This is a genomic window from Streptomyces sp. JJ66, from assembly GCF_019303495.1.
In the GTDB taxonomy this organism is placed as follows: Bacteria; Actinomycetota; Actinomycetes; order Streptomycetales; family Streptomycetaceae; genus Streptomyces.
In genome coordinates this window covers 123781-147693 of record NZ_JAEVFI010000032.1, presented here as the reverse complement: position 1 = coordinate 147693, position 23913 = coordinate 123781, and the positions used below count along the sequence as shown (strand labels likewise).

The 23913-nt window shown below is 73.4% G+C and carries 23 protein-coding genes and 1 pseudogene; 7 read left to right on the top strand and 17 right to left on the bottom strand.

Annotated features, from left to right (window positions below):
• The 7 genes from JJV70_RS19950 to JJV70_RS19920 form a co-directional block, all read right to left on the bottom strand.
• Positions 1-1644, bottom strand: a 1644-nt coding sequence (locus tag JJV70_RS19950) for a DoxX family membrane protein (protein ID WP_219049388.1), incomplete at its 3' end; no start/stop codon positions are given.
• Positions 1645-1980: 336 nt separating this feature from the next.
• Positions 1981-2937, bottom strand: a complete 957-nt coding sequence (gene rlmB, locus JJV70_RS19945; RefSeq protein ID WP_219049387.1) for a 23S rRNA (guanosine(2251)-2'-O)-methyltransferase RlmB — start codon at positions 2935-2937, stop codon at positions 1981-1983.
• A 69-nt stretch (positions 2938-3006) separates the two neighbouring features.
• Positions 3007-4407 (bottom strand): cysteine--tRNA ligase, encoded by a 1401-nt coding sequence (gene cysS / locus JJV70_RS19940; RefSeq protein WP_219049386.1) that lies wholly within the window; start codon positions 4405-4407, stop codon positions 3007-3009.
• A 99-nt stretch (positions 4408-4506) separates the two neighbouring features.
• On the bottom strand, positions 4507-4920 hold the full coding sequence (locus JJV70_RS19935) for a PPOX class F420-dependent oxidoreductase (RefSeq protein ID WP_219049385.1): 414 nt from the start codon (positions 4918-4920) through the stop codon (positions 4507-4509).
• Positions 4921-5077: 157 nt separating this feature from the next.
• Complete coding sequence (ispF, locus tag JJV70_RS19930) at positions 5078-5575, bottom strand: 2-C-methyl-D-erythritol 2,4-cyclodiphosphate synthase (RefSeq protein ID WP_219049384.1); 498 nt, start codon at positions 5573-5575, stop codon at positions 5078-5080.
• Positions 5565-6356 (bottom strand): 2-C-methyl-D-erythritol 4-phosphate cytidylyltransferase, encoded by a 792-nt coding sequence (gene ispD / locus JJV70_RS19925; protein WP_219049407.1) that lies wholly within the window; start codon positions 6354-6356, stop codon positions 5565-5567. Before ispD ends, ispF begins: the two co-directional genes overlap by 11 nt.
• 407 nt (positions 6357-6763) lie before the next feature.
• Positions 6764-7246, bottom strand: a complete 483-nt coding sequence (locus JJV70_RS19920; protein WP_219049383.1) for a CarD family transcriptional regulator — start codon at positions 7244-7246, stop codon at positions 6764-6766.
• Between the two features lie 589 nt (positions 7247-7835).
• Here JJV70_RS19920 and JJV70_RS19915 point away from each other — a divergent pair.
• Complete coding sequence (locus JJV70_RS19915) at positions 7836-8531, top strand: DUF461 domain-containing protein (RefSeq protein ID WP_219049382.1); 696 nt, start codon at positions 7836-7838, stop codon at positions 8529-8531.
• A 105-nt stretch (positions 8532-8636) separates the two neighbouring features.
• Here JJV70_RS19915 and JJV70_RS19910 read toward each other — a convergent pair whose 3' ends face one another.
• Both JJV70_RS19910 and JJV70_RS19905 read right to left on the bottom strand, forming a co-directional pair.
• Entirely contained in the window at positions 8637-9317 is a 681-nt protein-coding gene (locus JJV70_RS19910) for a response regulator transcription factor (RefSeq protein WP_219049381.1), read from the bottom strand.
• Positions 9314-10624, bottom strand: coding sequence for a cell wall metabolism sensor histidine kinase WalK (locus tag JJV70_RS19905; protein WP_219049380.1), 1311 nt, complete (start codon positions 10622-10624; stop codon positions 9314-9316). Before JJV70_RS19905 ends, JJV70_RS19910 begins: the two co-directional genes overlap by 4 nt.
• A 329-nt stretch (positions 10625-10953) precedes the next feature.
• On the opposite strand from JJV70_RS19905, the gene phoU reads away from it, so the two are divergent.
• Positions 10954-11730, top strand: coding sequence for a phosphate signaling complex protein PhoU (gene phoU, locus JJV70_RS19900; RefSeq protein ID WP_257574230.1), 777 nt, complete (start codon positions 10954-10956; stop codon positions 11728-11730).
• Between the two features lie 407 nt (positions 11731-12137).
• Here phoU and JJV70_RS19895 read toward each other — a convergent pair whose 3' ends face one another.
• Positions 12138-12896: a phosphoglyceromutase gene (locus tag JJV70_RS19895; RefSeq protein ID WP_219049379.1), complete on the bottom strand. Its 759-nt coding sequence runs from the start codon at positions 12894-12896 to the stop codon at positions 12138-12140.
• A 91-nt stretch (positions 12897-12987) separates the two neighbouring features.
• Positions 12988-13806: pseudogene (locus JJV70_RS23575) on the bottom strand (DUF72 domain-containing protein).
• A 316-nt stretch (positions 13807-14122) separates the two neighbouring features.
• Between JJV70_RS23575 and JJV70_RS19885 the strand changes: the two are divergent.
• From JJV70_RS19885 to JJV70_RS19875, 3 genes are read left to right on the top strand one after another with little or no spacing between them, the layout of a single operon-like run.
• Positions 14123-14542 (top strand): phage holin family protein, encoded by a 420-nt coding sequence (locus JJV70_RS19885; protein ID WP_219049378.1) that lies wholly within the window; start codon positions 14123-14125, stop codon positions 14540-14542.
• Positions 14539-14988: a DUF3618 domain-containing protein gene (locus JJV70_RS19880; RefSeq protein ID WP_219049377.1), complete on the top strand. Its 450-nt coding sequence runs from the start codon at positions 14539-14541 to the stop codon at positions 14986-14988. Before JJV70_RS19885 ends, JJV70_RS19880 begins: the two co-directional genes overlap by 4 nt.
• On the top strand, positions 14985-15251 hold the full coding sequence (locus tag JJV70_RS19875) for a DUF4235 domain-containing protein (RefSeq protein WP_219049376.1): 267 nt from the start codon (positions 14985-14987) through the stop codon (positions 15249-15251). Before JJV70_RS19880 ends, JJV70_RS19875 begins: the two co-directional genes overlap by 4 nt.
• A 195-nt stretch (positions 15252-15446) precedes the next feature.
• On the opposite strand, the gene JJV70_RS19870 is transcribed toward JJV70_RS19875, so the two are convergent.
• From JJV70_RS19870 to mshA, 6 genes are all read right to left on the bottom strand, one after another.
• A complete protein-coding gene (locus JJV70_RS19870) occupies positions 15447-16568 on the bottom strand; it encodes a terpene synthase family protein (protein ID WP_219049375.1) in 1122 nt (373 codons plus the stop codon).
• Between the two features lie 236 nt (positions 16569-16804).
• Complete coding sequence (locus JJV70_RS19865) at positions 16805-17884, bottom strand: polyprenyl synthetase family protein (protein ID WP_219049374.1); 1080 nt, start codon at positions 17882-17884, stop codon at positions 16805-16807.
• 582 nt (positions 17885-18466) lie between these two features.
• Entirely contained in the window at positions 18467-19450 is a 984-nt protein-coding gene (locus JJV70_RS22965) for a hypothetical protein (protein ID WP_257574229.1), read from the bottom strand.
• Between the two features lie 216 nt (positions 19451-19666).
• On the bottom strand, positions 19667-20092 hold the full coding sequence (locus JJV70_RS19855; RefSeq protein ID WP_219049373.1) for a DUF6003 family protein: 426 nt from the start codon (positions 20090-20092) through the stop codon (positions 19667-19669).
• Positions 20093-20320: 228 nt separating this feature from the next.
• Positions 20321-20875: a YbjN domain-containing protein gene (locus tag JJV70_RS19850; RefSeq protein ID WP_219049372.1), complete on the bottom strand. Its 555-nt coding sequence runs from the start codon at positions 20873-20875 to the stop codon at positions 20321-20323.
• Positions 20868-22184, bottom strand: a complete 1317-nt coding sequence (mshA, locus tag JJV70_RS19845; RefSeq protein WP_219049371.1) for a D-inositol-3-phosphate glycosyltransferase — start codon at positions 22182-22184, stop codon at positions 20868-20870. The genes JJV70_RS19850 and mshA overlap by 8 nt, the downstream gene beginning before the upstream one ends.
• 234 nt (positions 22185-22418) lie before the next feature.
• Here mshA and JJV70_RS19840 point away from each other — a divergent pair, with 234 nt between their 5' ends.
• Together JJV70_RS19840 and JJV70_RS19835 are read left to right on the top strand one after the other, a co-directional pair.
• Positions 22419-23150, top strand: coding sequence for a class I SAM-dependent methyltransferase (locus JJV70_RS19840; RefSeq protein WP_257574257.1), 732 nt, complete (start codon positions 22419-22421; stop codon positions 23148-23150).
• Between the two features lie 288 nt (positions 23151-23438).
• A complete protein-coding gene (locus JJV70_RS19835) occupies positions 23439-23885 on the top strand; it encodes an NUDIX domain-containing protein (protein WP_219049369.1) in 447 nt (148 codons plus the stop codon).
• Positions 23886-23913: the final 28 nt, after the last annotated feature.

Below are 23913 nucleotides of genomic sequence, written 5' to 3'. Positions count from 1 at the left end.
GCCCGCGGTGGGCTGCGGCGCGGCCGGGGGCTCCGGGGCGGGCGGGGGCTCGGGAGCGGCCGGGGGCGGCTCCGGCGCGGCGGGCTGCTGCGGCGCCGGAATCGTCTGGTTCTGCCCGCCGGTTCCGGGCTCCGGCGCGCCTTCGGGACCGGCCGTGGGCTCGGCGGGCTGCTCGGTGGGCGCGGTGCTGGGCTGCGCGGTGGGCCCGGCGGTCGGTCCGGCCGTGGGCCCGGTCGTCGCGCGCTGGCTGGGTCGCGCCGACTCGCCCGGCAGCGGCTCGCCCGGCAGGTTGTTGCGCAGCGGCCCCTCGCCCGGCTCCGGAACGGTGGTGACCTGCGCGGAACGCACCGCGCTGCCCAGCAGTGAACCGACGAGCAGGGCCAGGCCGACGATGAGGGTGGCCAGCACCGCGCCGCGCCGCAGCACGCGGCCCCGCAGGTCGGCGAGCGCGGCCCGGGGGCCAAGGCGCCGCCACGCCTCGCCCGCCAGCCGGGCGTCCAGCGAGTAGACCGGCGCGCCCGCGATGATCAGCGGCGACCAGGCGGCCAGGTAGATGATGTCCGGCGCGTCGTACACCGGGACGGTGCGCCAGCTCACCGTCACCAGCAGCGCCGCCGACAGCAGCGCGCCGACGGAGGCCGCCAGCCGCTGCCACAGCCCGAAGACGGTCAGCACACCGACGATGATCTGGAGGAACGCCACCGTCAGCCCGGCGCCCACCGGGTGCGACAGGGCGAGGCTGTGCAGCGGCCCGGCGATCGTCCACGGTTCCAGCGAGCTGAGCCAGCTCACCATGGACCCGCGGTCGCCGCCGTCGAAGTAGACCGGGTCCGTCAGCTTGCCCATGCCCGCGTAGACGGAGATGAAGCCGAGGAACACGCGCAGCGGCAGCAGCACGACGCCGAGGTTCATGCGGCGGCCCGGGTAGTAGGCGTGCCGCGCCCGGTCCCCGGCCTCCCGCTCCTCGCGGGCGGCCCGCCGCTCGTCGTCGTAGGCGTCGTAGCTCGCGTGGCCCTCATAGCGCTCGTAGCCGTCACGGCCCTCGTGGCCCCGGTACCCGTCCTTCGGGTACCGGCCACCGGGGTCGCCGTCGTCGTGGCCGGAGGACCGGGGGCTGATGACGGACGGCGGCAGCGTCAGCTCCGGGGCGACGCGCGGCATGACCCGCGTCTCCTGGGACGCGCCGTCACCCGGGCGTTCGCCCTGCGGCGGCACGGCGCCCAGCCCGCCGGGGCGGGCGGCCTGGAGCAGGTCGGCGGCGGCGTCACCCGGGATGCTGCGGCCGCTCCACACCACCGGAGCCCGCCGCTTGACGGCGGTGGCGGCGGCACCGGCGGCCGGTGCGACGGCGGGCCGGAGGGCGGACGCGGGCGCGGCGGCGGCCGGGACGGGCCGGGCGGCGCGGACGGCGGGGACGGCCGGGATGGGCGCGGTGTCGGCCAGGGAACTCCCCTGGGCACTGCCCGCCAGGGCCGCGCTCTGGGGCGTCGGCGTGGCGAGCTTTACCCGGAAGCTCACGTTGTTGACAATGACCTGGGCCGGGTCGCTCGGCACCTTGACGGAGCTGAGGATCGGCTCGTCGTCGATGAAGCCGCCCGGGCTTCCCCCAGTGGGCGTGCGGGGAGTTCTGGTGTCCACACTCATCTAACCGAGTGAGGGACACATAAGACACTGCCTTGACCCCGCCGATCTGTCCGCGCCACGTCAATTCCCACCCGCCTCAGCCGGGGCACGGCCCGCGCCGGTGGACGCGCGGCGGTCCCCCGGCGCGGGCCGTGACGGCAGCCGGAAGGCGCTAGGGTGTGTTTCGAAAGTCCCGTCTGGCTGGGAACGCCTGGCACGCACGCTCGCGGCGTTGTCGGTCGTCAGCGCAGCCCGCTGCGCTTTCCTCCCTCCGCCTTGCGATCGCACGCACCAGNCACGCACCAGCCGCCCCCAGCCCCGCCCTCCGGGCGAACGACGCTACTTTCGAAACACGCCCTAGCGGCGGCGCAGGCGGGCCGCCTCGTACAGGGTCACGCCCGCCGCGACACCCGCGTTGAGGGATTCCGCGCCGCCCGGCATGGGAATCCGCACCCGCACGTCGCACGTCTCGCTGACCAGGCGGGACAGGCCCTTGCCCTCGCTGCCGATGACGACGACGACGGGACCCTCCAGCGCGGCCAGGTCGCCTACCTCGGCCTCGCCGTCGGCCGCGAGCCCGACGACCATCAGCCCGGCCTTCTGGTACGCCTGGAGCGCCCGGGTGAGGTTGGTGGCGCGCGCGACCGGCGTGCGGGCGGCGGTTCCGGCGGAGGTCTTCCACGCCCCGGCCGTCATCCCGGCGGCGCGGCGCTCGGGCACGACGACGCCGTGTCCGCCGAACGCGGCCACCGAGCGCACCACCGCGCCGAGGTTGCGCGGGTCGGTGACACCGTCGAGGGCGACGATCAGCGGGTCCTCGCCGTCGTCGAACGCGGCGGCGGCCAGGTCCTCGGGGTGGGCGTAGTCATAGGGCGGCACCTGCAGGACGAGGCCCTGGTGGTTCAGGCCCCCGGTGAGACGGTCCAGCTCCGGCCTGGGCGCCTCCAGCAGGTGGATGCCGCCACGGTCGGTAGCGAGCTTGAGCGCGTCGCGCACCCGGTCGTCGCTGTCGATGAACTGCTGCACGTACAGCGTCGTCGCGGGGACGCCGTCACGCAGCGCCTCGAACACCGGGTTGCGGCCGACGACCAGTTCGGCGGTGCCCTTCGGCCCGCCCCGGCGCGGTGCGGGCCGTCCGGTGGCGCGGCGGGCACGGGCCTGCGCCGCGCGCTGCTTGGCGTGGCCCTTGCGCATCTCGGCGGGCGGGGTGGGGCCCTTGCCCTCCAGGCTCCGGCGCCGCTTGCCGCCGCTGCCGACCTGCGCGCCCTTCTTGTTGGACGTGCGGCGGTTGCGCCGCTGGCTGTTCCCGGCCATGGGAGGGTCCTTCTTTCGGGTGAAGCGTGACGTTTCGATGATGACGCAAGCGGCCGGTGGCCGCGTACCTCAGGGGGTGCCCAGCTCCCAGCGCGGGCCCTGCGGGGTGTCCTCGATGACCAGGCCCGCGCGCCGCAGCTCGTCGCGGATGGCGTCGGCGGTGGCGTAGTCCTTGCGGCCCCGCGCCGCCTGCCGCTGCTGGAGCACCAGCCGTACCAGCGCATCGACGACGCCGTGCAGCTGCTCGCCGCTCTCGTGGCCCGCGCCCGCCCAGTGAGCGTCGAACGGGTCGAGGCCGAGGACGCCGAGCATGGCGCGCAGGTCGGCGAGCGCGGTGGCGGTCGTGTCCTTGTCACCGGCGGTCAGCGCGGCGTTGCCGTGCCGCACGGTGGTGTGGACGACGGCCATGGCCTGCGGCACGCCGAAGTCCTCGTCCATCGCGGCGGCGAACTCCGGCGGCACCTCGGCGGACGGCTCGACCAGCCCGGTGCGCTCCGCCGCGCGGTGCATGAACCCCTCGATGCGCGCGAACGCGGTGTCCGCCTCGCGCAGCGCCTCCTCGCTGTACTCGATGGTGGAGCGGTAGTGCGGGGTGCCCAGGTAGTAGCGCAGCACGATGGGACGCCACTGCTTGACCATCTCGGAGACGAGCACCGAGTTGCCCAGCGACTTGGACATCTTCTCGCCGCTCATCGTCACCCAGGCGTTGTGCAGCCAGTAGGCGGCGAAGTCGTCCCCGTACGCGGCGGACTGGGCGATCTCGTTCTCGTGGTGCGGGAAGACCAGGTCAACACCGCCGCCGTGGATGTCGAACGCGGGGCCCAGGTACTTGTGCGCCATGGCCGAGCACTCCAGGTGCCAGCCGGGACGGCCCGGGCCCCAGGGGCTGGGCCAGGACGGCTCGCCGGGCTTGGCGGCCTTCCACAGGGCGAAGTCGCGCGGGTCGCGCTTGCCGGTCTCGCCCTCGCCGGAGGGCTGGCGCAGGTGGTCCAGGTCCTGCCCGGACAGCGCGAGGTAGCGGTCGTAGGAGCGGACGTCGAAGTAGACGTTGCCCTCGGCGGCGTAGGCGTGCCCGCGCTCGATAAGGGCGTGCATCATCTCCACCATTTCCGGGATGTGCCCGGTGGCGCGCGGCTCGTACGTCGGCGGCAGGCAGCCGAGCGCGGTGTAGCCGTCGGTGAAGGCCCGCTCGTTCTCGAAGCCGATCGCCCACCACGGGCGGCCCTGCTCGGCGGCCTTGGCGATGATCTTGTCGTCGATGTCGGTGACGTTGCGGACGAAGCTCACCTGGTAGCCGCGGTAGGTGAACCAGCGGCGCATGACGTCGAAGTTGAGCCCGGAGCGGATGTGCCCGATGTGCGGGGCGGCCTGCACGGTGGCACCGCACAGGTAGATCGAGACGCAGCCCTCGGTGAGGGGCTGGAAGTCACGGATCTGCCGGGCGCTGGTGTCGTACAGGCGAAGAGTCACCCGTCAAGGGTAGTAGAAGACGGCGGCTGCCCCGCGCGGTCGGCGCGGGGCAGCGCGGCGCTGTCCACAGGCGGTGCCCGTGCCGCCCCCGAAGTGCGGTCAGGCCAGGCCGCCCATGCCGACGACGCGCTCGGGCCGCACGCGCACCACGACGCGCTCGGCGTCCTGACCGGAGGCCGGGTTGAAGTCGGCGTACGGCTTGCCCGCGTACTTCATCGACAGCTCGTCGATCAGCTCCTGGCCGCCTTCGGTGGTCAGCTCGGCGGTGCCACGGATCTCGGCGTACTGGTAGGGGGAGGTAGCGGGCTGGACGACGACGCTGACGCGCGGGTCCCGGCGCAGGTTCTTCTCCTTCTGCCGGCCGACCGTGGTGGAGAACAGCACGTCGTCGCCGTCCCGCTTGACCCAGACCGGGGAGACCTGGGGGCGGCCGTCGGGCTGGATGGTGGCGACGGTGAGGAAGACCTTGCCGTCGAGAACCTGCTTGAGCTGGTCGGACAGTGCGGCTGCCACGGGTGCCCCTTCCCTGTGCATGTTCCCTGTGCGTGGTTGACGCCTCGACGCCTACCCGGGGCGGGCCGCTTTGGCACGCCCCGGAGGCGTCAACCACTCCCCTGGCTCGTCTCTTCCCGCGGTCGGCGGGCGTGCCGAGTGCGGGCTCAGGTGGGGGTCAGGCCCGCACGAGCAATGCTGTGGCGATCGCGGCCAGGCCCTCGGCGCGGCCCGTCAGGCCCAGCCCGTCCGTCGTGGTGCCGGAGACGGAGACCGGCGCGCCGACCGCCGCCGACAGCACCCGCTGCGCCTCCGCCCGCCGCTTGCCGATCTTCGGCCGCACCCCGATGACCTGGATCGCGATGTTGCCGACGGTGAATCCCTCAGCCCGGACGATGCGCGCCGCCTCCGTGAGCAGCGTGACGCCGGACGCGCCGGACCACTCCGGGCGGTCGGTGCCGAAGTGGGCGCCGAGGTCACCGGCCCCAGCGGCGGAGAACAGGGCGTCGCAGGCGGCGTGCGCGGCGACGTCACCGTCGGAGTGACCGGCGAGCCCGTCGCCGTCCTCCCACCGCAGTCCCGCGCACCACAGCGGGCGTCCGGCTTCGAAGGCGTGCACGTCGGTGCCGATGCCGACCAGCGGCACGGCGACGCCGCCCGGGGGCTCAGTAGCCATCGGCCCTCCGCCGGGTGAGCACGGCCTCGGCCAGCACGAGGTCCAGCGGCCGGGTCACCTTGAACGCCTCCTCGTGCCCGGGGACGACGACGACCGGCTGGCCGAGCCGCTCGACCATCCCGGCGTCGTCCGTGGCGCCCTCCCCCGCGCCGGCGAAGGCCGCGTGCGCCTCGGCGAGCACCGCGCGCTGGAAACCCTGCGGCGTCTGGACCGCGCGCAGCCGGGCCCGGGCGGGCGTGCTGATGACCGGCTCGGGCGCACCGGCAGCCTGCGGCTCGACCTCCTTGACGGTGTCCGTCAGCGGCAGCGCGGGGACGACGGCGGGCGCACCGGCGCGCACGGCGGCGGCTACGGCGTCCACGGTGTCGGCGGGCACCAGCGGGCGGGCCGCGTCGTGCACGAGGACGATCTCCACCTCCCCGGGCAGGGCGTCCAAGCCACGGCGCACGGACTCCTGCCGGGTGGCCCCGCCGGGGACGACGACGACATCCGCGCCCTGGGCGGCGGGCGCGGCGGGCAGCGGATGGGCGTCGAGGAGGTGGCGCACCTCGGCGGCGGCCTGTGGCGGCGCGACGACGACGACGAGGCCGACCTCGCGGGCACGGGCCACCGCCCGCACGGCGTGCACGAGGAGGGGCGTACCGCCGAGCGCGCGCAGCGCCTTGGGCGCTCCGGGGCCAAGCCGCACGCCGCGTCCGGCGGCCGGGATGACGGCGGCGGTCCGCGCGGCGGGCGGAGCGGTGCGCGACGGAGCGGTGCGCGGGAGGGCTGCCGTCGTCATCCCGGCCGCGTCGGCGGGCTGCTCATCGGACCTTGGTTGCACGTTCAGGTTTGTGTCCTCATCCGGGATGGGTATGGCCAGAACGTGCCGGGTACGAGACCCTGATCGGTCCCTTCCGTGACAACCGATCGCGTCGGCTGCCCGGGCCCGGCATTCTTCGCCGCACGACGGTACGCCGCTCGTCGGCGATGGGTGCGCAGGGGGCTGTCGTCCGGGCGTCGGTCTCCCCGATCGCCACGTCCGGCGACGGAAATGCCGCAGCGCCCGGTAACGGACGGCCGTAGGGCCGCCGTTCGAGCGCCGCGGCATCTCACGCGACGGCGGTGCGAGGCGGTGGCGCCATCACCGGTGGTCTCATGACCGCTCGCAGACCCCTGGTGGCTCCCGGTGCGGGAAACCAGCCCGGCTCAGGAAGCCAGCACCTCGTCGAGCAGGGCCTCGGCCTTGTCCTCGTTGGTGTTCTCGGCCAGTGCGAGTTCGCTGACGAGGATCTGCCGCGCCTTGGCGAGCATGCGCTTCTCCCCTGCGGAGAGGCCGCGCTCACGCTCCCGGCGCCACAGGTCGCGGACGACCTCGGCCACCTTGATGACGTCACCGGAGGCAAGCTTCTCCAGGTTCGCCTTGTAGCGGCGGGACCAGTTGGTGGGCTCCTCGGCATACGGCGCGCGCAGCACATCGAAGACGCGCTCCAGGCCGTCCTGCCCCACCACATCCCGTACGCCGACCAGTTCGGCGTTTTCCGCCGGCACACGAACTTCGAGGTCGCCTTGGGCGACCTTCAGAACCAAGTAGGTCTTGTCCACGCCTTTGATCTGACGAGTCTCGATGGCCTCGATCAGCGCGGCCCCGTGATGGGGATAGACCACGGTGTCGCCAACCTTGAACGTCATGTGACAGGTACCCCTTCCGTGGCTATCCAGGATAGCACGAGAGAGGGCCGCACCGAATGGCGTTTTCGCAGGTCAGAGCACATCTCGGGGCTTGACAACAGCGCCCTTATCGTGCTGCGGCACCCTCATGCAAGCGGGTATTCGCAGGTGGGGGCACCTCTGACCAGGAAAGGAAACGCCGCCGTTACCCGCGCGAAGGACCCGAGGCGTGACCGATTCGCCCCCCTTGTCACCGTGCGTGTTCCAGCCCTTCACACCGATCACGACAACTCCGCGATGCTTCCGGCAACGCGACCGCGAACGGTCTGAAGATCGATTTCCGAGGGGCGCGGGCATTCCTCCCGGCCCGAATGCCGACGCGTCTCGGAGACGCGCCCCCGCCGCCCCCGGACCCCGACGCGCGCGGACCCGGGGCGACTCGCCGGAGACCTGACGGAGGCTCGGCGGGGAGCCAGGCGCGGCGCGGACGCGACCCCGCGCGGAGCCCGGGCCGCGTGGACAGGGGCGGGGCGGGTGCGGACACGGCGCCCAGGGTCGGTACGCTGCCGCTGACAGACAAGCCTTCATCACTGCTAGGAGATGCGCCGCCGTGAGCAGCAGCCGCAGCAGCCTTCGACGCGGCGCCGTCGCCGCCGTCCTCGCGCTCTCGTCCTCCGCGCTGGTCGGGTGCGGCGCGGGAGTCAACGCAGCGACCAACGAGATCCGCCCCGACCACGCGTACGTGACGCAGGGCGATATCGAGATCCAGAACATCTCCGTGGTGACCACGGAGGACGGCGAGGGTCCCGCCGCCATCACCGCCCGGATCTTCAACGAGGGCACCGAGGACGAGACCCTGGAGGCGATCACCTTCGCCTCCGATGACGGCTCCGGCGAGGCACAGCTCTCCCCGGCGGAGGGCGGCGAACTGACGGTTCCGGCCGGCGGCCACCTGATGCTCGGCGGCGAGGGCAACGCGGCCGCCGTCATCGAGGACGCCGCCGCCCAGGGCATCACCGACGGCGCGGCGCAGCCGCTGACGTTCGAGCTGAGCGAGACGGGCGCCATCGAGGTCCCCGCGCTGGTCGTCCCCGCCTCGCAGCTGACCTACTCCGAGTGGGGCCCGTCGCAGGAGCCCACGGGTTCGCCGGAGGGCGCCCAGTCGCCGGACGACGGGCAGACCCCGGGCGAGGAGGCCCCGGGCGAGGAGCAGGCCCCGGACGACGCTGAGGCACCGGCTGGCGCGGAAACCCCGGCTGGCACCGAGGCGCCGGAGACGGCCCAGACGCCAGGTGAGGCGGAATAGTCCGCAGCGCGCTGATTCCGGTTCCGTCACCCTTCGCGCACCACACCGCCGGACGGGCTCACCCTCGCGTGAGCCCGTCCGGCGGTTTTCGTGACGCCCCGTCTGTCAGGGCTCGAACTTGTAGCCCAGGCCGCGGACCGTGACCAGGTAGCGGGGCGCGCCCGGGTCCGGCTCGATCTTCGCGCGCAGCCGCTTGACGTGCACGTCGAGCGTCTTGGTGTCGCCCACGTAGTCCGCGCCCCACACCCGGTCGATCAGCTGCATCCGCGTCAGCACCCGCCCGGCGTTGCGCAGCAGCATCTCCAGCAGGTCGAACTCCTTGAGCGGCAGGTCCACCTTGCCGCCGGAGACGGTGACCACGTGGCGGTCCACGTCCATGCGCACGGGACCGGCCTCCAGCGCGGCGGGGACCGTCTCCTCCGGCTCGCCCCGGCGCCGCAGCACCGCGCGGATGCGGGCGACCAGCTCGCGCGAGGAGAACGGCTTGGTGACGTAGTCGTCGGCGCCTATCTCCAGGCCGACGACCTTGTCGATCTCGCTGTCCTTGGCCGTCACCATGATGACGGGCACGCTGCTCTGGCTGCGCAGCTGACGGCAGACCTCGGTACCGGGCAGCCCCGGCAGCATGAGGTCCAGCAGCACGAGGTCGGCGCCGTTGCGCTCGAACTCGTCCAGCCCGTCGGGCCCGGTGGCCGCTACGGCGACCTCGAAGCCCTCCTTGCGCAGCATGTAGGACAGAGCGTCGCTGAACGACTCCTCGTCCTCGACGACGAGCACTCGGGTCACGGAAGGACCTCCGGGGATGCGTGTGGTTCTCTTGGGCGGGCCTCGACGGGGTCCACGATGTCGGCTTCCTCGCCGTCGTCAGGGCCCACGTACTCGCCGGGTTTGTGCAGTGCGCCGCTGAGCCGGGTGCGGCTGCGGCGGCTTTCCTCGGCCTTCTCCCGGGCGCTGCCCGCCTCGGGAAGGCGCAGGGTGAAGGTCGAGCCCTGGCCCTCGGCGCTCCACACGGTGACCTCGCCGCCGTGCGAGGCGGCCACGTGCTTGACGATGGCCAGGCCGAGGCCGGTACCGCCGGTGGCGCGGGAGCGGGCGGGATCGACGCGGTAGAACCGCTCGAAGATCCGGTCGCGGTCGCGTTCGGAGATACCGATGCCCTGGTCGGTGACGGCGAGCTCGATCATGTCCCCGCCCGGCGCGGGCACCCGGCGGGCGGCGATGCCGACGCGGGTGCGGGGCGGGGAGTAGTTGACGGCGTTCTCCACCAGGTTGCCGAGCGCGGCGGCGAGCTGGCCACGGTGGCCGAAGACGTGCAGCTCCTCGACGCCGCCGGCGGCCATGGTGATCTGCTTGGCGTCCGCGCCCTGCCGGCAGCGGTCGATGGCCTCGCCGACCAGCTCCTCCACGGAGACGGGCTCGGAGTCCTCCATCGGGTTGTCGTTCTGCACCCGGGAGAGGTCGATGAGCTCCTGGACGAGGCTGGTCAGGCGGGTCGCCTCGTGTTCCATGCGGCCGGCGAAGCGGCGGACGGCCTCGGGGTCGTCGCTGGCGTCCAGGACGGCTTCGGACAGCAGGGACAGCGCGCCGACGGGCGTCTTCAGCTCGTGGCTGACGTTGGCTACGAAGTCGCGGCGGATCGCCTCGATGCGGCGGGCCTCGGTGAGGTCCTCCACCAGCAGCAGCACCAGCCGGGAGCCGAGCGGGGCGACGCGGGCGGACACCGCGAGGGCGTCGCCTCTGCCGCGCCGTGCGAGGTCGAGCTCGACCTGCCGTATCTCGCCGTCCCGCCGGGTCTCGCGGGCCATCTGGAGCATCGGCTCCACGGCCAGCCGGCCGCCGCGCACCAGGCCCAGCGCGTACGCGGCCGAGCTGGCCTTGACGACGGCGTCCGCCTCGTCCAGGACCACGGCCGACGAGCGCAGCACGGACAGCACGGTGTCCACACCGGGCGGCAGCACGGGCTCGGTGTGCAGCGAGGAGCGGGTCGGCCGCGCCTGCTCGCGCTCACTCCAGCGGAACGCGAGGACGGCGATAGCGCCCGTGCACACACCGGCGATCGCGGCCACTGCGGCAACCGCCGCGTTCACGTCCATGTCCTCAGACTAAGCGGGCCGGAGCGGGGGTCGCGGGGTGTGGCCGCTCAGCTCGGGCACTCGTCCCCCAGAGTTCACCGACAGGTCGGCGGTGATTCACTGGGTGCGGCGCATACCCCTGCAGAACGGAAAACACGGGCTCAGGGCGCCGGTGCCGCACCACCCGCGACCACCGCGTTCTGTTACGTCGCCCAGAGTTCATCCGAACGTGGTAGGTGATTCACTTGACGGGGTCGCGCCCGACGCCTTCCCCCGCCAGCGTGGAGGCGTAGGACAGCGGCCGACGCCCGGCCTGTCCGGCGTAGCCCAGGAGCGAGGGAAGGACTGCCATGCGGGACGCGTACCACGAGGAGCTGGATGCGATCGGCGACAGCCTGGTCGAGATGGCCCGGCTCGTCGGTTCCGCGATCGGCCGTGCCACCACGGCCATGCTCGACGCGGACCTGAAGCTCGCCGAGAGCGTGATCGCCAACGACGACAAGGTGGACGACCTCCAGCGGAGCCTGGAGAGCAAGGCCATCCAGCTGCTGGCGCGCCAGCAGCCCGTCGCCACCGACCTGCGCATCGTGGTGACCAGCCTGCGCATGAGCGCCGATCTGGAGCGCTCCGGCGACCTGGCCCAGCACGTGGCCAAGGTGGCCCGGCTGCGCTTCCCCGACTCCGCCGTCCCGCGCGACCTCCAGGCCACGATCCTGGAGATGGGCCAGCTCGCCCAGCGGCTCATGGCCAAGGCGGCCGAGGTGCTGATCACCAAGGACGTCGAGCTGGCGCTCCAGCTGGAGCACGACGACGACCGCATGGACGACCTGCACCGCACCCTGTTCCAGCACCTGATGGACGACCGCTGGAAGCACGGCATCGAGACGGCCGTGGACGTGACACTGCTGGGCCGCTACTACGAGCGGTTCGCCGACCACGCGGTCTCGGTGGCCCGGCGCGTGGTGTACCTGGTCACCGGCGACTACGCGGACGAGCTGGACCCGGCCGCCGCGGTGGCCGCCACCGAGACCGCCCCGGCCGCCGCGTCGGCCGCGACGTCTTCGCAGGCCCCTGTGACCCCGGACTCCCCGGCGTCGTCCCCGGCCGACGAGCCCGCGTCCGACTGACGCGGCAGGACACAGCAGGGGGCGCGGGACGAGCGCCGCCCGCCGCGCGCGCTTGCTTCCGCGCGCCCTCCGCGCGCCGTTGCCGCGTCCGCTGTGGCCTCGCTTCCCTGGGAGTTACCGAGGGAACCGGCCCGAGGAGGGAAACGGTGTTGGCACGACTCCGTAAGCACACGTTAGGCCCGCGGAGGGCGGAGGCCATGTTGTCGTCGTTGTCGTCGTTGTCGTCGTTGGCGTTGTCGCTGTCGCTGTCGTGCGGGTGTGGCCCCGGCTGCTCCTGCGGCTGCCAGTCCGGCGGCCCCTGCAACTGCGGCGGCAGCTGCGGCTAGCCGCCCACTGACGGCAGCGCGTACGACGAGGCCCCCGTGCTCTCCGCACGGGGGCCTCGTCATACACCAGGGGCTACTTTGCTACTTCTTGCCCTGGTTCTTCACCGCTTCGATGGCTGCCTTGGCGGCTTCCGGGTCGAGGTAGGTGCCACCGGGGTTGGTGGGGTGGAAAGCGGCGTCCAGCTCGTAGAGGAGCGGGATGCCGGTGGGGATGTTGAGCCCGGCGATGTCCGCGTCGGAGACGCCGTCCAGGTGCTTGACCAGGGCGCGCAGGCTGTTGCCGTGGGCGGCGAGCAGGACGGTACGGCCGGTGCTGAGGTCGGGGACGACGCTGTCGTACCAGTAGGGCATCATCCGGTGGACGACGTCCTTCAGGCACTCGGTGCGCGGGCGCAGCTCCGGCGGGATCATGGCGTAGCGCGGGTCGTCGGCCTGGCTCCACTCGGCGCCGTCCTCCAGCACCGGGGGCGGGGTGTCGTAGGAACGGCGCCACAACATGAACTGCTCCTCGCCGAACTCGGCGAGCGTCTGGGCCTTGTCCTTGCCCTGGAGCGCGCCGTAGTGGCGCTCGTTCAGGCGCCAGGAGCGGTGGACGGGAATCCAGTGGCGGTCGCACGCCTCCAGGGCGAGATTCGCGGTGCGGATGGCCCGCTTCTGCACCGAGGTGTGGACGACGTCGGGGAGCAGACCGGCGTCGGCCATCAGCTCACCGCCGCGCACGGCCTCCGTCTCGCCCTTGTCGGTCAGGTTGACGTCCACCCAGCCGGTGAACAGGTTCTTCGCGTTCCACTCGCTCTCGCCGTGACGGAGGAGGATCAGCTTGTATGTCGCGTCAGCCATGGGGTCAGCCTAATGGCGTGCTTTCTGGGGTGGCCCGGGCGGGCGGGGGCGTCCCGCGTCGGCCGGGGCGTCACACGGCTGCGGCCCCGCCTCATCGTGGGGGCGGCCGGGGAGCCGGTTCCGCCGGGCGGTCCGGGGACGCCGGGGCCGTGGGGCGGGTGAACCGGGTGAACAGCGTGGCGTCGAGGACGGCCGCGCCGCCGGGGTCGTTGTTGAAGTAGGCGTAGACGTCGGCGTCCGGGGGCCAGGTGTCGGCGATGCGGGCCGCCCACGTGGACAGGGCGCGGCGGCCTTGACGTCCTCGTTGCCCTGAAGGGGCTACGATTCCGGTCCGCACCGCTACGCGGTGCCACCGCGGGTTCCTGCTTCACGGACCCGTGCCGCTCGGTGAGGAGCGGACTCACCAGGTCTCCACAGGCTTTACCTCCCGCCCGTCCGGCGGTAGGTCCGACAACTCCGTTGTCGGACAAGGCGACCTTAGCAGTGGCGCTGCGCCCCTCCGGGCCGCCGACGCAAGAATGCCCTGCACCTCCACCCTAAAGGGTGGAGCACTGGGCAAGAGTTCGGGTAGCGTCGGCGGCAGCTGGAGCAGCACCGGGCCGTGCCGCTCCGCCAGCGGCCCGGCGTGCGCCAGCAGCCGCCGCACCGGCTCCTCGGGTTCGCGCAGCCGCCGGATGTGGGTGAGGAAGCGGCTGGCCTTGAGCGCCATGACGAACCCGGGCGGGGTCCGCTCCCGCCAGGCCGCGAACGTCTCCGGGGCGGGCAGGCGGTAGAAGGCGTTGTTGCTCTCCACGGTCGGGAAGCGGCGCGCGTACCCCTCCAGCCACAGCCGCTGCGGCAGCCCGGGCGGGTAGAGCACCCCGCGCCAGTCCCGGTACTGCCACCCGGACGTCCCGACGAGCACGGCCATATCTCGATGGTGCCCCCGCCCCCACGCCGCCGCTCGGTTACCGCGCGGTTGGCAGGCGCCCCCGCCACCGCGCCCCGCGCCCCGCGCCCGCCCACCGGACAGGACGTGCTGCGGGCGCTGTCGGCGGGGGCGTGCCGCGATCCGTCGAAGGTGGGGCGGCAACGCGCTGTCGGCCATGTGCGCTGCGGACGGCCGCGGCGGGTACAGCGCGGTACGTACGCTGAGGCGGCGGCCTCTCTGGTGGCCGGGGCGGATGTGCGGTACTGCCCCCTGGACCGGCGGGTGTGTCGTGGGCGGCGGTGGGTATGCGCGCGCCATGGACAGCTCACCGAAGACTCCGCCGGGTCCGCTGCGGGAGGCCACGGCAGCTGATCTCGTCAAGCAGGCGTCCGAGCAGCTGACGCAGCTGGTGCGCACGGAACTGCGCCTGGCGCAGGTGGAGATGAAGCAGAAGGGTAAACGGTTCGGTCTCGGCGGCGGCCTGTTCGGCGCGGCGGGCCTGGTCGCGGTGTTCGCGCTCCAGGCAGCGGTAGCGACGGTGATCATCGCCCTGGCCCTGGTGTGGCCGCCGTGGCTGGCGGCCCTGGTGGTGACGTTCGCGCTGTCCGCGCTCGCCGCCGTCCTCGCGGCAGCGGGCAAGAAGGAAGTCGCCCAGGCCGGGGCGCCCGCGCCGCAGGAGGCCATCGACAACGTGAAGACCGATGTCGCCCACATCAAGGAGAGTGCACAGCGATGACGGAACCCGCCCCCAGCAGCGAGGTCACGCCGGAGGAACTGCGCGCGCAGGCCGAGCACACCCGCGAGGAACTGGGTGTGACGATCGAGGCGCTGGCCGGGAAGGCCGACGTCAAGGCGCAGGCCCGGCAGAAGGCGACGGAGCTCACCGGGCAGGCGAAGGTCAAGGCAGGGCAGGCGAAGGCCAAGGCGGCGCAGCTGGCGCAGACGGTGCGCGAGAAGGCGCCAGAGCCGGTGCGGGCCAAGGCCGCCCAGGCCACGGACCAGCTCACCGGCACCACCCGGACGCTGACCGCCAAGGCCCAGGCCAACACCCCTGCTTCGGTTCAGGAGAAGGCCGCCCTGGCGGGCACCGCCGCCCGCGACCATCGCGGCCTGCTCGTCGGCGGCCTGGCCGCCGCCCTCGCGTTCGTTCTCCTGACCCGGCGCCGGAAGGGCCGCCGATGAACGCGGCCAAGCTCGCGTACAAGCCCTTCGGTCTCCTCGCGGGTATCGCCAGCGGTGCGGTAGCGGGCGCGGTGTTCCAGCAGGTGTGGAAACGCCTGGGCCATGCCGACGACGCCCCCGACGCCACCGACCCCCACCGCGGCTGGCCGGAAATCCTGCTGGCCGCGGCGCTCCAGGGCGCGATCTTCGCCGCCGTCAAGGCCACGGTGAACCGTGGCGGCGCCACCGCCGTCCACCGCCTCACCGGCACCTGGCCGGACTGACACCCGCGCCACCCCGCACGCGCCGGGAGCCCGGAACCCTCCGGGCGTCCTGGCGCGGCTGGTTGGCCCCGCACACGAGGTGTCCCGCTCCGGCCACGGGCCGAGGCGGGGCACCTTCGCCGTCCTGGCGTCCGCTCAGCCGCCGCGCTACACGCGGTCCGGGCCGCCTGGGACGTGCGAACCCGTGCCCCGGGTCTAGAGGTCGTCCCACCACCAGGCGGTGGCGGGCAGCGGCAGGGGCTGGTCGGCGTCGGGCGGGGCTTCGGTGCGGACGGAGTACGTGACCTTCAGGGCGTCCGGGTGTGCGGGGTCGGGCAGGGTGTAGCGCTCGGAGGTGAAGGCTGCGGTGATGTTGCCGCTGATGCCGGTGCCCAGGTAGTTCAGGAACAGGGCCAGTTCTTCGCTGGCCTGGGGCAGGACCTGTTCACGCGGGCGCAGGAAGCGCACCATCGCGCGGTCGCGCATGGCGATGGAGCGCGTGAGGGCTTGTTCCAGTGTGCAGCCGGTGCCGCGCAGCAGGATATCGACGATGTTGCCAGGAACCGGGTCGGGGCGAACACTGTTCTGCTGGGAAAGCCACCATTCCTTGCCGTAGGAGCCGAGATCGTTGTCCCAGGCCGCGACGAAGACGGCCATCTCGCGGAGGGCGCGGACGGCGGGCGAACTCATCTCAGCTTCAGGGACCTCGGCGTCCACCACCATCTCCATGGGGGCGTAGGTGGCTTCACCGGCGCAGGTGTGCAGGCGCATGGTGACAAAGTCGTTGAGGTCCAGGACGATCCCGGCGTGGCCGAGAGCGACTTGACGGCAGACGGCGAGCAGCCAGGCGCGGTGGTGCTGGGTCCACCGGTTGAGCTGGGTGGGGGTGGCGTGTTCGTGGTAGCGCCGTGCCACGTCGCGCAGCGGGGCGGCGAAGGGGTTGTCCGCCGGGAACGCCTGGGCGTCGGGGTTGGCGATGGTGCAGGCGAGGCGGGCCGAGAAGTCGATGGCCTGGTGCCAGTTGGGGTATTCGTCGTGGAAGTCGTCCACGGCGAACATCAGGTAGAACCAGTCGGCCCAGATCTGCATGCGGTCGGGGATGCCGTCCGGGACCGCGTCGCCGACCCACTCCGCGGAGCGGGTGCCGATGACCCGGTCACGCTGCTGGTCGTCGGGGCAAAGACCGTGGTCCGCCATCCAGTTGGCCCCGTTGTCGCGGAACTCGTCTGTGCGGGGGTGACGGGTGGTAGGGATGGGGCAGTAGACGGGGGGAACGTGCAGGTGCAAGGGGGAAGGTTCGGCGGGCGTGGCGTCGTCGTGCTGGGGTGCTGGTGCCATGGCGGATACCTCGCTGGGCCGGTGGTGCGCGGTCATCGATGCTGTCCGAGCTGACGCTCATGCCGCCCACGGCCCCCATTGCCAGGCCCCCGGGATAAGGGAACCCCGGGAACGCGGCCGGTGAGCAGCGAGGGCTCTGGAGCGTTGTCATGGAGATGCGTGAATGCCCCTCCTCGCTGCTTGCTCAGCCAGGGCCTGGGAGGTCTCCTCCCACCGCGTTCGGCGCTCTTGGGTCTTCATGCGGTCCGCACGGTGCACAGGTGGGCGATGTGCCGCAGCGTCGTGGTGGCCGGGGGCGGGAAGGGCGCCTGGTCAAGGAGGTGTTCGGCTTGCCTGCGGCAGGCCCGGATGCGGTCGGCGACGCGGGTGGGGGCACCGGTGGCGTCCAGGATGGCGCGCACGCGGTCGGCGTCGGCGTCGGTGAGGCCGGGGGCGCCGAGGAGGGTGCGCAGGGTGTGCCGCTCAGCCGGGGAGGCGTGGCGGAGGGCGAGGGCGGTGAGCAGCGTGTGCTTGCCGTCGCGCAGGTCGTCCAGACGGGATTTGCCCGTCTCGTCGGGGTGGCCGTAGACGCCGAGCAGATCGTCGGCCAGCTGGAACGCCTCACCGACGGGGTGGGCGTAGGCGTCCAGGGCGGCGTGCACGGCCGGTTCCGCGTCGGCGAGGGTGGCACCGATGGCCAGGGGGTGGCGGAGGGTGTAGCGGACGGTTTTGTAGCGGACGATCTTTCGGCAGCGTTCGACGTCGTCGGTGGGGTGTCCGGTGGCGCAGAGGTCGAGGTACTGGCCGTAGACCAACTCGGTCCGCATGAGATCGACGATGTCGAGGGTGGCGGCGAGTTGGGTGGGGGTGAGGTCCGCGGCGTGGAGGAGTTCGTCGGACCACACCAGGGCGAGATCGCCGAGAAGGATCGCACTGTGGACGCCCAGCTGATCGGCGTCGCCGCGCCCTTGGTGGAAGGCGGCCAGGGCGCGGTGGGCGGTGGGCTGGCCTCGGCGGGTGAGGGAGTGGTCCATGATGTCGTCGTGGATGAGGGCGAAGGCGTGGAACATCTCCAACGCCGCCGCGACCCGCAGGACCGAGGCCGGGGCGGGGCTGCCGCCACCGCCCGCGTGCCAGCCCACCACGCACAAGGTGGGGCGCAGGCGTTTACCCCCGGCTGAGAGGAAGCCGTGCAGGGTGGTGGTGATCTCCTCCGGCCACGCCCGGGCCGCCGCGCTCCGCGTCTTGGCTCGCAGGAAGTCGGCCAGGACGGTATCGACGCGAGTGCGTATGTGGGGCAGGTCAAGGGGGGCGGCACCCTCGGGCAGGGCGGTCATCGCGGGTTACCCGCCCGCCCGGAAACGCCCTCGTCGGCTTCGGCCCGGCGCAGGGCTCCGGCGGGCACGGCGAAGGCCGGCGTGGGCTCGGGTACGGAGTGCGGGGCCTGCCCGCTGCTGTACCTCTGGTGCGGCGGCGGCCCGGCGGCGGCCAGGGTGGGTACGTTTTCGGGGGCCTGACTGGACGGCGGCACAGGACCTCTGCGTTCGGGCACTTTCCAGGTCACTCCCTCGACGATCGTGGAACCAACCCCTGCCGTGCTGCGCGGGGTGGTACCCGGTCAGCCCCCTGGCCGCGGGTGCGGTATTACCCACGGAAACCCCCGCCACGCGCCCCGGCAAGGCCCCGGGCCGACGCGTCTGGTCGCACCGGAGCACATGGGCGCGTTGGCGCCTGAGGACCGCGCATTTCACGCGCCCGCGCACGCCGAACTCCGACCAGCGCCGTGCACCCGCGCTCAGTCTGCCCGGGGCGCGGGACGGGCGCGCGCTGGCCGTCGGCGTGGTGCGCACCGCGCACCGCGCACCGCGCACCGCGCACCGGCGTGGGGTGCGCGTCGCGAGGCCGTGGGAGCGCGTGCGTCAGCGGTAGGCGGGCGTGGTGAACGGACCCAGGACGTCCGTCGGCGTGGTGACGTAGGGGTACTCCTCGGGCTGGCCGCTGCCCTGCCGGCGCCGGTGGCGGCCCGCGGTGTCGGACGAGGCGGGCGGCGGCGGGGCGTGCAGCGACAGGCGGCCCTCGGCCGCGAGCGTCTGGACCCGGACGAGGAGCGCGCGCAGGTCCAGACCCAGTTCTTCCGCGACGAACTGGAGGTCCACTCCGGACTGCCAGCTCCACACCAGCACCGAGTCCATGGAGGACGACCACGCCTCCGCCTCACGGGCCGCCTCGGACCGGGGCGCGGAGGGGCCAGGGGACCGTGTTCCCGGCGGTTCCGTCGGTTCCGGCCGTTCCGGTGCGGTGAACGGCTGGTGAGTGAGCGGGTGGGCAGCGTGCGGGTGGGCAGCGTGCGGGTGGGCCGCAGACGGGTGCGCCGCGTGGGCCTGAGTGGTGTACGCCTGGGCCGCGTGCTGCTGCGCCGCGTACGGCTGGGCGGGGGCTGCTGGCGTCGCGTACGGGTTGTGCGCGACCGGGTGGGGGGCGACCGGCTGGGGCTCGGGGCCCGTCGGCTCGGTGGCCTCGACGCGCGGGCGCGGCACGTGCACGTCCGCGTGCGGCTGCTGCAGCAGGTCGTTCAGCGTGACGCCGCCGGGCACCGGTTCCGGTGCCGCCTGCTCCTCGGTTCCGGGCGCGGAATCGGGGTCGGGGCCGGGCGACGGGGTGAGCAGGCCGGAGGCCATGGTGCGGGCGTCCTCCTTGCCCACCGTACGGCGCGCGACGCGCACCTCGCGCTCGTGCAGCCCCATCAGGTCGGCCACGGCTCCGTCATTGCCGACGGTCACCGCGAACGCGGCCAGCATTCGGGTGCGTTCGGCCTGCGCCTCGTCCAGCACGGTCTGCGCCTCGCGCACCCGGTCGTCGCTGGTGCAGAACGCCTCGGCCAGCACCGTGTTCCTCTCCCACAACTCACGCGGCTCCACGTCCGCAACAACGTTTCGCCCGCCCCGGGGAGACGGGGCCGCGCACCGACTACACCCGAACAGCCCCTTACGCAGCTAACCGCCAGTCATCCCAACTGCCCGGTACTCCGGGGGCGCATTCCGCACACCCCGCACCCCGGCCGCCTGCGGGTCCTGAGCGCCGCACGCCCGGCCGGGCCGCGGGCGCCGGGGCGCGTGCGGCTAGCTCGCGGCGTGGGCGATGTCGGCCGGGTCCAGGCCGGTGAGTTCGGCGATGCGGTGCGGTGGGACGCCTCCAGCCAGGGCGCGGGTGACCAGGCGCTCACGGTCCTCGGTGGTCTCGCGGTAGGCGCGCAGCTCCCGTTCCAGCTCCGCCACGTCCGGCGCCGCGCACGCGGTGCGCAGGCGGTCCAGCTCCTCCTCGGACAGCGGCACGGGCAGCGCCTCGGCACCGGCGGGGACGCTGCCCCGCGCCTCGGGCGGCAGCAGGCGCAGCCGGTCGCTGTCCGCGCGGACGCCGTGCGCGTCCAGCCAGCCGAGCACCGCCGACGACTGCGAGTACTCCAGCTCCCCCACCTCGGCGAGCCGGGCCCCGACGTGGGCCTCGGCGGACTCGGGAACGAGGAACAGGTGCGCGGAGTCGGTCATAAGAGGAGGTTACTCCGCCGCCCCGGACGCGTGCCGCCCGTCCCGGCGGAAGCACGGGCGGCGCGGGGCTCGGCGGCCCGGCTCCCGGCGCGACCAGCACCTCCCCCGGGACAGCCGCCCTCAGCGGGCGGCCTGCACCCGTGCGTTACGGAGGGGTGGTCTAGCTCGATCTCGACGGGCCAGCCCAGCGCGGCGTGCCACGCCGGGGTGGTGGTCAGCGGTTGGCCCCTACGGGCCGTCCTCTCCGGCAGCGCGGTGGCCGTCCGCCGTGTCCCTGTCCGCCGGGTCGCCGCTCGCGCCGTCGGCGCCGGTCAGGCGGGTGAACGCCGCCAGGTTGCGGGTGGACTCGCCGCGGGAGGTGCGCCAGGCGTACTCGCGTTTGATCGCCCCGGCGAAGCCCAGCTCCAGCAGGTGGTTGAAGGAACCGTCGGCGTTCTCCAGCACGGTGCCCAGGACGCGGTCGATCTCCTCGGAGGTGACGGAAACTAGCGGCAGGCGGCCGACGAGGTAGATGTCGCCCAGCTGGTCGATGGCGTAACTCACCCCGTACAGCCGGGTGTTGCGTTCCAGCAGCCAGCGGTGCACGCCCGCGTGGTTCTCATCCGGGTTGCGGATGACGAAGGCGTTCACGGACAGCGAGTGGGCGCCGACGATCAGCTGGCACGTCGTGGACAGCTTCCGGGTGCCCGGCAGCGTGACCACGTACGTGCCCGGCTTCGGCGACTCCCACTCCAGTTCGGCGTCGGCGAGCGTCTGCTCGATCACGGCGGAGGCGTCAGACATGCAGCGATCGTAGGCGACCGGGCCGGGCGGCGAGCGCGTCGGCGTACACCTCGGCGGTGCGGTGGGCGGCGGCGGCCCAGCCGAAGGCCCGCGCGTGCGCGGCGGCGGCCGCGCCCATCCGGGTGACGCGCTCGGGCTCGTCGGCGAGGCGGCGCAGGGCGCGGGCGTAGTCGGCCGGGTCGTGCCCCGCGACGAGGTAGCCCGTCACCCCGTCCCGGACGGCCACCGGCAGCCCGCCCACGGCCGCCGCGACCACCGGCGTCCCCGACGCCTGCGCCTCGATGGCCACCAGCCCGAAGGACTCGTTGTACGACGGCATGACCAGCACGCTCGCCGCCCGGTACCAGTCGGCCAGCGCCTCCTGGTCCTGCGGCGGCCGGAAGCACACGACGTCGGCGATGCCCAGCCGCGCCGCGAGCTTCTGCAGCCCCTCCGGCTTGGCGAGCCCGGTGCCGGAGGGGCCGCCCACCACCGGCACGACCAGGCGCCCGCGCAGCGCCGGGTCGGCGTCCAGCAGGACGCGCACGGCGCGCAGCAGCACGTCCGGCGCCTTCAGCGGCTGGATGCGGCCGGCGAACAGGGGGATGAACGCGTCCTGCGGCAGCCCGAGCCGGGTTCGGGCCGCCGCCCGCCCGTCGCCGGGCGTGAAGCGGGTGAGGTTCACGCCGGGGTGGACGACGGCGGTCCGGTCCGGGTCGGCGTCGTAGTGGCGGCGCAGTTCCTCGGCCTCCTCGGCGGTGTTGGCCACCAGCCGGTCGGCGGCGCGCACGATCTGCGTCTCGCCGATGACGCGGGCGGCCGGTTCCGGGGTGTCGCCCTCGGCCAGCGCCGCGTTCTTGACCTTGGCCATGGTGTGCATCGCGTGCACCAGCGGCACACCCCAGCGCTGCGCGGCCAGCCAGCCGACGTGGCCCGACAGCCAGTAGTGCGAGTGCACCAGGTCGTAGTAGCCCGGCCGGTGCCGCGCCCACTGCCGCATGACGCCGTGCGTGAAGGCGCACAGCTGGGCGGGCAGCTCCTCCTTCTTCAGCCCCTCGTACGGGCCGGCGTCCACGTGCCGCACCAGCACCCCGGGCGCCAGCTCGACCGTCGGCGGCAGCCCGCCCGTCGTCGCCCGGGTGAACACCTCCACCTCGGTGCCCAGCCGCGCCAGCTGCCGGGCCAGCTCCACGATGTAGACGTTCATGCCGCCCGCGTCGCCCGTGCCGGGCTGGTGCAGCGGCGAGGTGTGCACGCTGAGCATGGCGACGCGGCGCGCTCTGCGTGGGAGGCCGAGCCGACGTCCGAGCCGCGTCACGTACGCGCTCACGTGTCCTCCTCGCGCTGCCGGGGTGCGGGCTGGGGCCGCCGCGATTCCGTAAGACGGAACGCCTCGCTCCGCCCGCGTCTTCCCACTTTGCCCAACCGTGACCTACGGCCCGTACCCGGGTCCGGCGTCCCCGGGTCCGGCGTACCCTGGTCCACCGTGCCCGCCCCTCGCCCCGTCCCCCGCCCGGTCGGCACGGTCACGCGCGGGACGACCAACCCCAACCGGCTGCGCCGCATGGACCGCTGGATCACCGCCGTCCACGGCGGCACACTGCGCCGCGCCGACCCCGCGCCGCTCGCCGTCGATCTCGGCTACGGCGCCGCCCCCTGGACGGCCGTCGAGCTGCTGACCCGGCTGCGCCACGCTCGCGGCGACCTGCACCTCACCGGGCTGGAGATCGACCCGGCCCGCGTCGCCGCCGCCCAGCCCTACGCCCGTCCCGGCCTGACCTTCGCCCGCGGCGGCTTCGAGATCCCGCTCCCCGCCCGCCCCCTGCTGATCCGCGCCGCGAACGTGCTGCGCCAGTACCCGGAGGCCGAGGTCCCCGCCGTCTGGTCCCGCCTGTGCTCCCGCCTCGCGCCCGGCGGTCTGCTCGTGGACGGCACCTGCGACGAGATCGGCCGCCGCCACGTGTGGATCGCGCTCGGCCCCGAAGGCCCGCGCACCGTCACCTTCGCCGCCCGCCTGGCGACCCTCGCCCGCCCCTCCGACCTGGCCGAACGCCTGCCGAAAGCGCTGATCCACCACAACGTCCCCGGCCGCCCGGTGCACACTTTCCTCACCGCGTTCGACGCCGCCTGGGCCGCCGCCGCCCCCTACGCTCCGCTCAGCGCCCGCCAGCGCTGGCTCCACACCGCCCGCACCCTGGCCGCCGACTGGCCCGTACTCGACACCCCCACCCGCTGGCGCCACGGCGAACTCACCGTCCCCTGGACCACCCTCGCACCCCCGGGCTTCCCGGCGTAGGCCCCGGTTCCGCCCTTCTCCGCCCGCGACGCACGCCCCACGCTCGCGCGGTTCTCACGCCGCCACGATGCTCCACAACGAACCGCGCGGTCTTGTCATCACCACAGACCCACCCCTGGCCAACTGCCGGAACCGCCGCCCGCCCACGGGGCGCCTTCCTCCGTTGCAACGCCGACGTTTCGCTCCCCGGTCTCCCCGCGATGCTGACCGCGCGCCCGGATCGCCCACGCCGTCTCGCCGCAGCCGATAACGTCGGACGCACCACCCAACTCCCACACCCCAGGACCCATGAGCGGCCAACCGGCACAGCCCACCATCGACACCCACCTGCTCGTCCGGGACGGGGACAAGCTCCTGCTCTCCCAGCGCGGCGGACCGTACGGCTTCGGCAGGTGGCACATGCCCTCGGGCAAACTCGACCACGGGGAGTCCCTGACCGCCGGAGCCGCCCGGGAGCTGTTCGAGGAGACGGGGCTCGCCACCGATCCGGCCAGCCTCCGCCTGGTCCACGTGGTGCACCACCGGCAAAGCCCCGCTGCTGAGGACCGGATCGGCTTCTTCTTCGAGGCCACGGTGTGGGAAGGCGAGCCGGTCAACAAGGAGCCGGAGAAGTGCCGGGCGCTCCAGTGGTTCACCCTGGACGCGCTGCCCGACGACATCATCGAGTACCCCGGAGCCGGACTCCACGGCTACCTGAGGGAATCCGGCCTCCTCTCCGAGCACGGCTGGCGCTAGCAGCCGTGCCCCCGGCCACCTGGCACCG